A 13,958-nucleotide genomic window follows, 5' to 3' on the forward strand; every position below is an offset into this window, starting at 1 on the left:
GAGTTGCTTGATACAAACATAAGACAAATACCGAATATGTTGCAAATATTTTAATCATTTTATTTTATTTTTACAAATTTTGTAATTAAATTGCATTATCATTAATATTTAAGAAATTTATGCTTAAAAAAGAAACCCAAAATTTAGAAATTGACAACCTCGATATTCAGATTTTAACGCAGTTGATGCAGGATGCTACCAAACCTTACACAGAAATTGCCAAAGAACTCATCATTTCTGGTGGAACTGTTCACGTAAGGATGAAAAAACTGATGGATATGGGCATTATTAAAGGCTCTCATTTAATTATAGACCCTAAAAAAGCAGGCTTTGACATTACTGCCTTTTTGGGTATTTATCTAGAAAAGGGTTCGCTATATAAAGATGCGGTAGAACAATTGAGTAAGATCAAAGAAGTAGTTGAGTTGCATTACACCACTGGTTCTTACAGTATGTTTGCTAAAATTACCTGCCGTGACACCAACCACTTGCGCCATGTACTCAACGAAGAGATACAAGCTGTTAAGGGCATACAACGAACAGAGACCTTAATTTCGCTTGAAGAAAGCATCAAGAGACAGATTGAGCTCTAGGTTTTTCGATGGTTCGTGAAACACGAACCATCGAAAAAGATGATATAATAGGTTGGTCGGGATTTGCAATCCCGACCCCTAAAAAGCCTTATTTAAACAACCCTTTCAGTTTGGCTAATTTCTCTTGCAAATCGCCATCGGCATCTTTTTTAGCTGGAACAGTTTTTTGTGGCTGTGGTTTGTTGTCTTTATTCCCACCTGCTTGTGCTTTGCTCCTCGACTCTTGTTCTTTATTTCTTGTTCCTTGTTCTTTTGGTTTAGGGCCATTTTCGGTCTTCATAGATAAAGAAATCCTTTTACGGGCCACATCTATCTCCACCACAGTAACTTCTACCACCTGACTTACCTTAACCACATCATTAGGATTAGCCACAAATCGATTAGCCAATTGGCTGGTATGCACCAAACCATCTTGGTGTACACCAATATCTACAAAGGCACCAAAATTAGTGATGTTGGTAACGATACCCGACAATTTCATTCCTGTTTTCAGATCTTCAATTGCATTTACCCCTTCGGCAAAACTAAAGGCTTCAAATTGCTCACGTGGATCACGCCCAGGTTTGGCCAATTCTTTTACAATATCATTTAAAGTAGGCAAACCCACAGTAGCGCTCACATAACGCTGTAGGTTGATTTGTTTCTGCAAGTTGATGTCTTTGATCAGATCATCTACTGTACAGCCCAGATCAGCCGCCATTTGATGCACCAAGGCATACCGTTCTGGGTGAACCCCACTGCGATCTAAAACCTGCTTGGCATCACGGATACGTAAAAAACCAGCGGCCTGCTCAAATGCCTTATCGCCCAAACGGGGAACTTTTTTTAAGCTTTCTCTATTTTTAAATGCACCATTTGTATTGCGGTAATTGACAATATTCTGCGCCAACTGTTCGCCCAAGCCAGATACGTAAGATAGCACCTGTTTGGAAGCTGTATTTAACTCAACCCCCACAGCATTTACACAACTCATTACCGTATCATCCAAACTTTGTTTCAGTTGATTTTGGTCTACATCATGCTGGTACTGACCTACACCGATAGATCGAGGGTCAATTTTCACCAATTCTGCCAATGGATCCATCAATCTGCGGCCAATTGAAACTGCACCGCGAACGGTAATATCTTGTGTTGGAAATTCTTCTCTAGCTAATGGCGATGCCGAATAGATAGAGGCCCCACTTTCGTTCACCATCACTACAACCACATCTGGAATTTTTAAGCCACGTACAAAAGTTTCGGTTTCTCTACCTGCTGTTCCATTCCCAATAGCAATAGCTTCTACAGCATGTTTTTCGCACAATTGGGTCAATTGCCAAGCGGCATCTTTTAAATTACCTTGTCCGGTATGTGGGTAGATGGTGGTATTCACCAATAACTGCCCCTGCTGATCTAAACAAACCACCTTACACCCTGTTCTAAAACCAGGGTCGATGGCCAATACATTTTTTTGTCCCATTGGTGCTGCCAATAAAAGCTGACGGGCATTTTCGGCAAAAACTTTGATGGCTTCATCATCTGCCTTTTGTTTGGTTAAAGCCCTTAATTCAGTTTCCATGGCCGGGCGAAGCAATCTTTTGTAACCATCATTAATGGCCAATTGCACTTGGTCGCTACAAGCATTTCTGGCGGTGATAAACTGATTTTCCAATAGTGCAATGGCATCTTCGTCAGGCGGAAGTACATCTAATTTCAAGAAGCCTTCTTGCTCGCCCCTACGCATGGCCAATACCCTGTGCGATGGTGCAGTTTTGGCACTTTCTTCCCATTCAAAATAATCTTTATACTTGATCCCCGCTTCTTCTTTTCCCTTTACCATTACTGTTTTATAGGTAGCTTTTTGGGTAAAGTGATGGCGCATTTTTGTTCTTGCTTCGGTATCCTCACTGATCATTTCGGCAATGATATCTCTTGCTCCTGCTAAGGCTTCGAGGGTATTATTTACTCCCTTATCTGCTTTCACATACATTTCTGCTTCTTCGGCTGGGTCAATTCTGCTTTGCGATAAAATGCGTAAGGCCAAAGGTTCTAAACCTTTTTCTTTAGCTACCGAAGCTCTTGTTTTACGTTTAGGCTTGTAAGGCAGGTAAATGTCTTCTAAAGCGGTAATCGTTTTGGCTTCATTGATCTTTTTAGCCAATTCTGGCGTTAATTTCTCTAGCTCTGTAAGCGATTTTAAGATGGCTTCGCGACGTTTATCCAACTCACGTAGTTGTTGGGCCAAATCTCTAATGGCCGCCACCTGCACCTCGTCTAAACTGCCTGTAACCTCTTTACGGTAACGAGAAATAAAGGGTACTGTTGCTCCTTCGTCTAATAAGGCCAAGGTTGCGCTTACTTGTTTAACCGCAATATTTAATGTGCTTGCTATATGCTGAAAATGTATATCCATGTTGAATTTTAGAGGAAGCTAATTTAGCTACATGATTACAAAGATGAAAATGATTAGTTGATGATTTTACACATTGATAGTGAAACGTTGTTCTTTAAACCAAGAACCGCAGGTTTTGCTTTCCAGATGTCAACACATCTATTTTACGATCAATAATTTACTCATCAATTAGAAAATGAAAGAGCAGTAACTATTGGCAGCAGCAGTTACGCTTTACTTCGCCTACGTTCCTTCGGCTCCGTGTTCGCTGCAATCGGGTTTAATTAAGAATGGCCCTGCTACTAGGATGTTCAAAAGAACTACTGACTTTGTTTTACTTATGCTAATTCAACAAAAAATCCCCCAAGAAACCTTAGGGGATTTGTATTTTATGATAGAGATCCTTCGACAAGCTCAGGATAACAAATCAATATTATTTGTTAACGTACATTACTTCTTTAACTGCTTTAACCACTCTCTCTGCATTAGGCAAACTAGCAGCAATTAAGGTTGGTGCATACGGAAGTGGCACATCGGCACAAGTGATACGCAAAATTGGCGCATCTAAATGATCGAATGCATGTTTTTGAACGTTGAAAGTAATTTCTGAAGAGATTGATGCCAATGGCCAAGCTTCTTCTACAATTACTAAACGATTTGTTTTTTTAACAGAACTGATAATGGTTGCATAATCAATAGGGCGAACGGTTAATAAATCGATCACTTCTACGCTAATTCCTTCTTTAGTTAATTCTTCTACTGCCGGATTAACTACACGTGTTAACATTTTACCGAAAGTTACAATGGTTACATCTGTACCTTCTTTAGCAACTTGTGCTTTACCAATTTCTAAAGTGTATTCGCCTTCTGGCACATCGCCTTTATCGCCGTACATCACTTCAGATTCCATGAAAATAACTGGATCTGGATCGTTGATAGCAGCTTTTAACAAGCCTTTAGCATTATATGGGGTTGATGGAACAACCACTTTTAAACCTGGGCAATTTGCAAACCAGTTTTCGAAGTTTTGTGAGTGTTGTGCGCCTAATTGTCCAGCATTACCTGTTGGGCCACGGAAAACGATTGGCACAGAAAACTGACCACCACTCATTGACAAAATTTTTGCTGCAGCATTGATGATCTGATCAATTGCTACCAATGAGAAATTGAAAGTCATAAACTCTACAACTGGAACCAAGCCATTCATTGCTGCACCGATACCGATACCAGCAAAGCCTAATTCAGCAATTGGCGTATCGATTACACGTTTGTCGCCAAACTCATCTAACATGCCCTGACTAACTTTATATGCACCATTGTATTGCGCAACTTCCTCGCCCATTAAAAAAATGTTCTCGTTTTTACGCATTTCTTCGCTTAATGCTTCGCGTAGTGCTTCTCTAAATTGGATCTCTCTCATTGTATATTCAAAAATTAATCGACGGCAAATATAACTATTGTATCGTAATTTTAAAGTAGTGTTTTATCGATGTTACTAATTGTTTTTTCAATCGTATTGATGAACTTGCAGGCTCGCTTTAATTACGCTTAAAGAATTGTGGACAAGGTTAAGCCATTGCTTACCAGCATTTGTAGTTTAGCATGCTGCTTATTCCGCTTCTTCGGAGATATCCTGACCAAAGTGGATGATATTGCCATTGTTATCTAAAATAGAGAACTGGCGCATCTCCCATTCCATATCTTTCAGTTCACCTTCGGGATGGATAACACCTTTTGCTTTATATTCGGCAAATAGTTCATCAACTGCTGTTACATTCACATAACAACCTGTAGCTTTCGGTATCGCAGGGTCATCTGTTGTCCAAAAATGGATTTGAATGGCATCTCTTGAAAAAATAAGGTAGCCATCCCAATCAGTATGAAAGGTAAAGCCTAATTTTTCTGTATAGAATTTCACGGTTTCCTCGGTATTCAATGAAGCGAGGATAGGAATAGCTGTTTTTAACATTTTAAATGAGTTAAATGTTATGGGTTAAATGCTACAGGTTGAGCATTCAAACTCATAACCCGCAACTTGTAACTCACAACTTGTTTAATAAGGAATAAATTTCGCTGTCCAAAAATTTGCCATTAAAATAATAATCTTCTCTAAAATAAGCTTCTTTTACAAACCCGTGTTTGCGTAAAATTTGTCTGGAGGCATCGTTTCCAGGGTTGATATTGGCCTGAATAGAATGAAGGTTCATTTGGTCGAAACCAAAGGCGATCGTTTTAATCAATGCTTCAGAAACGAAACCCTTTCTCCAATATGCTGGCAACAACATATAACCGATCTCTGCTCTATAATTGACCAAATTTGTTCTCCAGTAGCCAATAGAACCAATCATTACATCTGGGTTTTCTTTCAATGCCATGATCCATGCAATATGTTGCCCCTGCTTAAAACCATCGTTAAAAGTTGAAATGAACGTTTCCATATCTTTAATGGCTTTTGGCCTTTCACGATCGATGTAACGCATTACTTCTTCGTTGGTACGCATCTGAAACAAATCATGAGCATCTGTTAGAGCATGCTCACGAAGAATTAATCTTTCGGTTTCTAGTACTGGGAAGGAAGGGAAATTTAGGGTTAACATTTGTCTATTCTTTTGCGATTAAAAATCGGTATTTTTTTCAAATTCTTGCACCTCATGCGCAAAGGTTTTTTTAGCATGATGGATTTCTTGGTTCTTTATATAATTGACAACAATCTGAAGGTTTGATTCGCTAACAGAAATGGCATAATAGTCATCTTGCCACATGAACTGTTCTTTCACTAGGTTATTCTTGTTGATCCAAAAAGACGATTCTCCTTTGATTAATTGGGCCACTTTAGCAATAGTTTGCTCACGACCTAAAGAAATCAAACAATGCATATGGTCTGTATATCCGTTAATAGCTTGTAGATAAATAGCCTTCTCTTTACAGTTTTCAGCAATATGTTGTTGAACTTTATATCTGATATCCTTGGTTAGGATGGGCATCCTGTTTTTTGTTGTAAATACAAGATGTACCCACATTCTTACGTACGACATAGTTTTTCATTTGGCATATCCAAGATAAGGAATTGTTCTTAAATGTGGCTAAAGCCGAAGAATTCTTTCAGTTTGGCGCCCGCTGAAGCGGGCGCCCATGAATAAGCATTGCGTTAAAACAGCACTAGAATCCATTCATGTTCATCATCGCACAAGACCAAGAATAAACTAATCAAAGCCATTATCGTTGGCTTCAACCAACTCATTAGCCTCAGCCTCACTACTTACCAAACAAAGTCTTGTAAATAGAATACTTATAATTGTCGGGCACTGTACTTGCCACAAAGTAAGGCGCCTCAAATAATTCGGTTAGTTTTTTCCGCAATTCGGCTAAGAATTCTGGTTTAATCTCTTCTAGGTAATCGCCCGATAAATTTTGTCGACCAGACTTGAACCAAACCCCATCTTGGCTCATGGTTTTAACAATATATAAATTTGGTTCTACAGCTGTTTTCCCAGCAAAATGTTCGTAAGCATAGGTATACAATAAAGTTTGCACCAGTGCCTTATTGATGTGCTTGCCATCTGAATTAAAGAGCTCTGGAATATCTTTAAAAGTTAATTTGTCGCTACCTGTTTTATAGTCGATAATTTTGGTTATCCCGTCTTTAAGGTCAACCCTGTCTATAAAGCCAAATATTTTTACACTAGCTTCTTTGCCATGTAAGGGAAAGCTGATTTCTGCCTCTACCTTTTGCTCTAAACTGACAATGGTAAATGGTGTCTGGCTTTCGTCTTGATTTAAAATGATATTGACATAAGCATCAACAATAGATAAAATTACCTTTTGCATGCCTTTATATTCAATTACCTTATTTGGATTATTGAACATCACTGCCGTAAATGCTTGCTGAATTAATTGCGGAACTTTTTTACGTTTTTCTTTAATCAGTTCGGCTGTAATTTCTCCTACCTTTAAGTCTTGATAAAAATACTCCATCACTTTGTGCAAGATGGAACCAATTTCATTGGCCTCTACCACTGCACTGATCTCTTTCGGCTCTTTAATACCAGCAATATAATTGAAGAAAAAATCTATCGGGTTGAGGATATATTGTGTAATTGCAGAAGGCGAAAGTACCTTTTTCTTATCCAGGTATTTTTGTAGTGTTTCTTGGATAAATGCATTTCCTGTTTTCTCTATCTGAATTTCGGTAGCGGCCTCTGTTTTAACGTTTAGATTTAAGGTGTAATAATTAAATTCGAAGCCACTCTCGTATTCCAATTGTTTTAAAATTCTACTGGCTTCTCCAGATGTCGATTCATCAGTTAAGCTATTATAGACAAAATTGATATTGTTAGCTCTCTGTAATAGACGATACACCATATAAGAAGAAATCGCATCTAAATTTTCTAATACCGGCAGGCCATATACCCGACGAATACTGTCTGGAATAAAACTATTGCCAATAGACGATTTTGGGATAATACCTTCATTAAACCCTAAAATAACCACTTTATCAAAATTAAGATTTCTGGTTTCGAGCAGCCCCATTACCTGAATACCATTTAATGGATCGCCGGCCAATGGCACTGCTATACTTTGCAATGCTTTTTGCACCAAATAGATTACAAATGAGATTTCTTCATGCGCTACATGTTTACCAAAAGTATCGTGCAGTCTGTTCAGTTCTTGTATGGTTTTTACAAAAAGTTCGGCATCGATTTTCTTTAATGCCTTTGAGTTAGACAGTCGATTTAACACATAATTCAATACATCCAATAAATTATCAATCACATTTTGGGGTGTTGTTATCTTTTGATAAAATGCTTCAAAAATGCCTCGTTGGTTCAGCAAACGTTCATGCGAAATCTCCACCTCTTTTTCGTCTAACAAAGCGGTTTGGATTTTGGTGCGCATTTTTAGGCTCAACCCGGTTAATGGATGTGTTAAAAATGCTTCTACATTTTTGTAAGCTACTTTATCGCTCTGCAAAATTTCTAACTGGGTAGTTAACCATAAATCGGCCAAACCGTATATGCTTGAAATGGACAGAGAAAAGCCCATGGTAACGTTTAGGTCAATCCGTTTCCCATTTTGCAAAGTTGGTATAGTTTGCAAGGTTGGCACCAATAAACTTTCATCGGCTAAAATAACGGCAGTTGTACCTACCTCTTCAGCATTTTTATAGTCGTCTGTTAAAATGTGGTTTAAGATTTTGGCCTGAGCAGATTGCCCTTGTACTTTGAAAACGTTAACCTGATGTTTTTGAGTTTTCATTAGGCTTACACTATCTTGAAATACATTTTTTAACCCCAGTTGTTTGATGTTCTTTCTTAAAAACAATCCTGCTTCTTGTAAGGGATCATCTAAATAATAAGAGTCTGTATCGAAATAGAATAGTGCTTTGTCCTTTTCTTGTAACTGTGTAAAAACTTTGGCCTCGGCACTGCTTAAGGCATTAAACCCTACGAATATAATTTTTCCCTTCTCAAAGCTTTGCACAAAACCTTGCTGATTTACGTCTCCTTCTGCCAAATAGCGATATACTGAGCCATTGGTTAAATAACCTTGCTCTTTTAAAACCGCATGAAATTTATGGTAGAGCTTGGGCATGCGTCGCCACATTTTGATAAACAGTTCTTGCTGTTTTTTGTGTTTTCCTTCTACATAAGAGGTCCAGAATTGAGAAAGAAATTGGTATTGCTCAGGACTTAAATAGTCAAATTCTTTATTGATCACAGAGATGTCTTCCAGATCGCGATATAATTTATCGGCATCAACTAAATCGCTGTCAATTTGGTTAAAATCGGCCAACATAATTTTTGCCAAAGGAAAAAATTTATGGCTCGAAATCGTCTCTAATTTTTCTTCAACCAATAGCTGATTATAGATTTGATGCAGTGTAAAAAACTGCAGGTAAAAATCGGCTATTTGATATGGGGTAGATTTTGCAAAAAACTCTTGTATGGTAAAAAATGAAGGACTAAAAAATGGCTTCTGTATCAAATCTGCCAAATGTTTTTGTATGTATGCTGCTGGCCTTTTGTTGTTAAAAACAATGGCGCAATGTTGCAGTTCAGCCCCAAACTTCGCAATCAAATCTTCGGCTACCTCTTTTAAAAATGGATTCATTCTTTTTTAGATTTGAGTTTTGTGATGTGAGACAAGAGACACTAATAGTGCCATATGATAACATTTGTCAATTTGTGTTTTCATCGTTTAAACTAACTTTAATTTACCACTAATGGCATAAAACAAATAGGTTTTTACGTTCTGATAGCCCATAGCCAACATTAGATTTTTATAATTTTCTACTTGTTCAATGTGTTTGTCGCTTTCTTCTAGTGTAAATTTATAATCGAGGATAATCACCTCGTTATCATTTAACAACAAACGGTCTGGCCGGTGCATTTTCCCTTGAGCATCAATGATATTCTTTTCTGTAATACTCTCTTTTGCACTACTTAAAATTGTTTTTAGCTCTGCATGGTTTAAAACTTCAAGCACTGCGGTTTTTAGCGTTACGGTTTCTTCTTGTTGGGTTACTCCTTCTAAAACCAAACCCGCTATGTAGTCGTCTACTTCTTTTGCTGTGCTTGCATTGGCCAAAATATCGTGCAAAACGGAACCTTTTCGTCCAGATTTTTCAATATTTAGGATGTGTTTTAAATGTTTTTCTTGTGGTGGCACATACAGTTCAGATAGCCTATGAGTTGTTGGATAACTACCCAGTTCAATTAAATTGTCTGTTGTTGCTTTGCTTTTATCCGTAACATAGGCTACAATCTCGTAGGTGTTATTTTCATTAAATTCTGTTTCGAAAGTGAGGTTTAACACATCGCCCATGTTAGACAATCTTCCTACTTCCTTTTTGGCCATGGTGGCGATGTACAAATAATCTTTTGAACGGGTTGTGGCTACATAAAGCATGTTCAAAGCATCCATATTATTGTACAGCAATTCTTCGTAATAAGCTTTTGCTATTGCAGAATCTGCTAAGCCTTCATTGTATTTTAAAGGTATTCCCCTCAATTCTTTATAGGCGGTTTCTTCTGATGAAACCCAAAATGTGGAGTTGATCTTTCCTTTGATTTCCCAATTGCAAAAAGGAATTAAAACCGCCCTAAAAGCTAAGCCTTTTGATTTGTGAATGGTAATCACCTGTATAGCATCTACTCCTTCTGGTGAGGGTAAAGATTTTTTAATTCCTTCTTCATCCCACCAGGTTAAAAATGAGATGATCCCCTTTTCTCCCATTCGAGTTGCATTTGCAGTAAGGTCTCTAAAAGCTAAGAGGTAGGGCAAATGATTGGTTTGGTCTTTGATTTCATAACAATCAATCAAGATTTCTACCAATTCTGGCAAAGGCAATTGTAACCAGGTTTCCCAATTTTGGCATAAGGAACTGGGCAAAACTGCCGACAAGCTACTTAAGGAGACGCCCGTTAAATTTAGATAGTGATTGGCATTGGCTTGTTTATGGTGCAAGGTATTGTATAAAGCAATACAGTTTGCCTTATACAATGCAGTTTGAGAATCTAAGCCAATTAATATTTTTAAGGTATTGACAATTAATTGGATGGCCGAGTTGTTCGCAATCAATAAGGCATCACCAGAAATGACATCAATTTCATGTTCCATTAATTTTTTAACGGTCAACAAGGCTTCGCTATTTGAACGCACTAAAATGGCAATATCTTTTGCTGCATATCCCTGCTCATTTTGCAAGGTCTGAATTTCGTTAACTACATCAGCTAGAGCCAAATCTCTGAAAGTAGTTTCCGTAAAACGAGCTTCCTCTGGTGCATCTTCTTTTCCAAATTTCCTGATCTTTATGGTGCCTCCTGCTAAAGTATTGGCGGCAAAGTTTTGGGTTGATGTACTATAGATATCAGTAATGATCTGATCGTAATGCTCTGCTTGCCACCACTTGGCAATACTTTCTTGTTTTTCGCTTAAGCCAGCATTTAATTCATTTTGTAGGGTTAAAGGAATGGCTTTGTATAAAAAATTATTGAAGGTAATGATGTTCTCTGCACTGCGGTAATTTTCGCCCAAGCTATCTTCTACTACATTTTCGGCACCTATTGCTTGCTTTGCATGTTGATGTAAAATATTCCAATCGCCATTGCGCCAGCGGTAGATCGACTGTTTGGTGTCGCCTACAATCAAATGGTCAATCAGGTTTCCACTTGGTGTGGCTATGGCATTGCTCAATAACGATTTGAAACTACCCCATTGGCTGGTGGAGGTATCCTGAAATTCATCAAACAAAAAGTTGCGGTACCTCGTGCCCACTTTCTCCCAGATAAAGGACGGATTGTCTCCGGCATCGTCTGTAATGCCCGAAATAAGCTTCTGTGCATCGCTGATAAGTAAGTTATCATTCTCTGCCCGATATTGTTTGAGTAATACAGCAATCTCTTGCATCAACCTTAAATAATAGAGGTTTTTATTGAAGGCGACGGCCAAGCTGTAATTTGGCAAATGTGCTAGGTAATGAACCTTTATCTTTTGCAGAATGGGGTTAACAGTATCATATACCTCTGGAAGATCTACATTTTTCTGGAACCACTCTTCAGGTTCATCAATGTATTTAAATGTCGTTTCTAAGCTAGAAAAATCGCCTTTGGCAACCAATATCAGTTTCTTTAGCCCATTTCTGGATTTCCCTTTGAGGTGATCATTTTCTACACCCAAAACATCCAACACTTCATTGGCTTCTGTAGCTAAGGCACTAATCTCTTCTTCAAAGTTTTTAATTTCGGCTTTGGTAACACTAATGTACTTTTTAAATAGTTCATCAATATTTTCTAATCCTAATGTTTCTACTGCCTCTTCAAAAACCTGAAAGCGTTCTGAGAAAATCTCCCCTATTAAATTGTAGAGTTCTACTTTGTAATTCCAACTTTTGTTGTCGCTAATCCGCTCAATGGCCAGATCAATTATCCATTGTAAAAGTTGTTTATTATGATCCAGTGCCTCATCTAATTTCGCCACCAAATCATCTTTCACTTTATCATAGTTCATTTCTAAACTATAGCTGGCATCAAGACCCAGCTCGAAAGCAAACCCCCTGATCACTTTCTGCACAAAACCATCAATGGTACTTACAGAGAAACGACTGTAATCGTGTAGAATTTTGCGGTAGATTTGATCTGCTTTGAATTGTAGATTTTGAGGATCGAGATTGGGATAAGCTGTTAAAATCAACTTCCTATAATCTTCTATTTTTTGCGCAGGACTTCCTTTTGCCAGACCAACTAACACTTCCAAAATCCTCGATTTCATCTCTTCTGTAGCCTTATTGGTAAAAGTTACGGCTAAGATCTCTCGGTATTTGTTTTCGCCACTAAAAAGCAGCGTAAGATAATGTGCAGTTAAACTGAACGTTTTACCAGAGCCAGCAGAGGCTTGAAGGATCTTGAGTGGTTTCATTGCCATTTTGTGAAGTTAAAACAATAAATGTGCTAATGCCAAAAAGCTTGCAATTTTACAAATCCATCTCCATGTTTAGCTAGAGATGTGCACTACTGAACATGCCAAATAAAGGCTTTATTTCTTCTTTTTCTTGTTTAATGTTTTGTGACTGATCCTTAATGGGCGTTCAGCCATTTCTATGGGATAACCTAACAAATCCCTAATCACTACAGAGGCGCAGGCTCCACCAAAGGCAGCTGGCAAATAAGAAACAGTTCCATAGGCTGATCGTTTAAAGTTGCTGCCATCGGTCATAATGAGCGAATCTTTTCTAATTTGTTCGGTAGAAAAAACAGCCTTTACTTTATCGGTATGAGGCGATTTGCGTAAACGTTTACGGATATAACTGGCAAACACACATTGATAGGTATCTGGCAAATAGGTAATCCTTAACCTAGTGGGATCCATTTTACCACCTGCTCCCATTGAACTTACAATCGGAACATTTTTTTCGAGTGCTGTAGACAATAAGGTAATTTTTGGCATTACACTATCAATACAGTCCATTACATAATCGTATTTGATATCGAGGATCTCTCTACATTTTTCTGGGGTAAGAAAAGAGTTAATGACATGCAGCTTCAATGCCGGATTGATAGCCAACAAGCGTTCTTGCATAATTTCGGCTTTGCTTACACCATGATTGGTGGCTAGGGCTGGCAATTGTCTGTTTCTATTGCTCGGATCAACTACATCGCCATCTACAATGGTCATTTCGCCTACGCCAGCACGACAAATAAATTCGGCAGCAAATGAACCTACTCCACCTAAACCAATTACCAAAACATGCTTACTTTGCAATTTGGTGATACCTTCATCACCCACTAACAATGCAGAACGCGAAAGCCAACTTACATCAGACATACTTTTAAATTATTTTTTCCCAGTCGGCAAAAATACGTGCTTTAAGCTCATCAACACTACACTTTTTTAAATTTGCAGCAGCAGCATAAATTTCTTCAATTTCGATTGTAGCATCATCTGTTTCCAGAAAGAAATGATTTGTTGTTGCAACTAGCTTTGCTGCTCCAGAATGAGGGTTCAGCAAGGCTTTACCAAAAGAAAGGTAAAATCCTTTAGCTAATAATTGTTGTCCTAACTCGGCATTTTTATTGAAACCATGAATGATCATTGGAACTTTAACGTGAAGCTCCTGCTTTAATTTAATCAGTTCGTCAAATGCTTTCACACAATGTAAAATCAAAGGTTTATGGAGTTTTTCGGCCAATTGAATCTGTTTTTCCAGAATTTGCAGCTGATTTTCCAATTTTTCGCCTTTCAGTTTATCCAAACCACATTCGCCAATCAGTTTCACATTGTGTTGTAGGGCAACTTCGGCCAACCTTTTAAATTGGGTATTGAACTGGGCCAATGTTGCATACCATGGATGTAGGCCCACGGCTATGGGTGCAGTTGGCAACAGCGCTTCATCTGTTAATGAAAGACTTTGGATGCTCATTACCCCTGCTCTTTCTATCAACTGATGGGTATGGATATCTAAAAACTGCATTTTATTTGGTAACTTTAATTTAAAC

General features: G+C 38.1%; 10 protein-coding genes. 1 reads left to right on the plus strand and 9 read right to left on the minus strand.

The features are described 5' to 3' along the window. Positions 1–119: 119 nt before the first annotated feature. The gene (locus tag AQF98_RS07415; protein WP_055131292.1) at positions 120–593 is read left to right on the plus strand and encodes an Lrp/AsnC ligand binding domain-containing protein; all 474 of its coding nucleotides are present in this window, start codon (positions 120–122) and stop codon (positions 591–593) included. An 88-nt stretch (positions 594–681) separates the two neighbouring features. Here the strand turns inward: AQF98_RS07415 and AQF98_RS07420 are convergent, their stop codons facing one another. The 9 genes from AQF98_RS07420 to AQF98_RS07460 all read right to left on the minus strand — a co-directional run bounded on the left by AQF98_RS07420 (position 682) and on the right by AQF98_RS07460 (position 13,933). Continuing rightward, the gene (locus AQF98_RS07420) at positions 682–2,985 is read right to left on the minus strand and encodes a Tex family protein (RefSeq protein WP_055131293.1); all 2,304 of its coding nucleotides are present in this window, start codon (positions 2,983–2,985) and stop codon (positions 682–684) included. A gap of 412 nt (positions 2,986–3,397) precedes the next feature. Next, a complete protein-coding gene (locus AQF98_RS07425; RefSeq protein ID WP_055131294.1) occupies positions 3,398–4,384 on the minus strand; it encodes a pyruvate dehydrogenase complex E1 component subunit beta in 987 nt (328 codons plus the stop codon). A gap of 189 nt (positions 4,385–4,573) precedes the next feature. Further along, complete coding sequence (locus AQF98_RS07430) at positions 4,574–4,933, minus strand: VOC family protein (RefSeq protein WP_055131295.1); 360 nt, start codon at positions 4,931–4,933, stop codon at positions 4,574–4,576. A 73-nt stretch (positions 4,934–5,006) separates the two neighbouring features. After that, positions 5,007–5,561, minus strand: coding sequence for a GNAT family N-acetyltransferase (locus tag AQF98_RS07435; protein ID WP_055131296.1), 555 nt, complete (start codon positions 5,559–5,561; stop codon positions 5,007–5,009). An 18-nt stretch (positions 5,562–5,579) separates the two neighbouring features. Then, positions 5,580–5,999, minus strand: coding sequence for an IS200/IS605 family transposase (gene tnpA, locus AQF98_RS07440; RefSeq protein WP_055131297.1), 420 nt, complete (start codon positions 5,997–5,999; stop codon positions 5,580–5,582). A gap of 220 nt (positions 6,000–6,219) precedes the next feature. Beyond that, positions 6,220–9,075 carry a PD-(D/E)XK nuclease family protein gene (locus tag AQF98_RS07445; RefSeq protein WP_055131298.1) on the minus strand — a complete coding sequence of 952 codons (2,856 nt, stop codon included), beginning with the start codon at positions 9,073–9,075 and terminating at the stop codon, positions 6,220–6,222. An 87-nt stretch (positions 9,076–9,162) separates the two neighbouring features. Further along, complete coding sequence (locus AQF98_RS07450) at positions 9,163–12,381, minus strand: exodeoxyribonuclease V subunit beta (protein WP_235524187.1); 3,219 nt, start codon at positions 12,379–12,381, stop codon at positions 9,163–9,165. Between the two features lie 117 nt (positions 12,382–12,498). Continuing rightward, positions 12,499–13,287 carry a ThiF family adenylyltransferase gene (locus AQF98_RS07455; protein WP_055131300.1) on the minus strand — a complete coding sequence of 263 codons (789 nt, stop codon included), beginning with the start codon at positions 13,285–13,287 and terminating at the stop codon, positions 12,499–12,501. Positions 13,288–13,291: 4 nt separating this feature from the next. After that, on the minus strand, positions 13,292–13,933 hold the full coding sequence (locus AQF98_RS07460; RefSeq protein ID WP_055131301.1) for a TatD family hydrolase: 642 nt from the start codon (positions 13,931–13,933) through the stop codon (positions 13,292–13,294). Positions 13,934–13,958 lie beyond the last annotated feature (25 nt).

Source organism: Pedobacter sp. Hv1, assembly GCF_001412215.1.
In the GTDB taxonomy this organism is placed as follows: Bacteria; Bacteroidota; Bacteroidia; order Sphingobacteriales; family Sphingobacteriaceae; genus Pedobacter.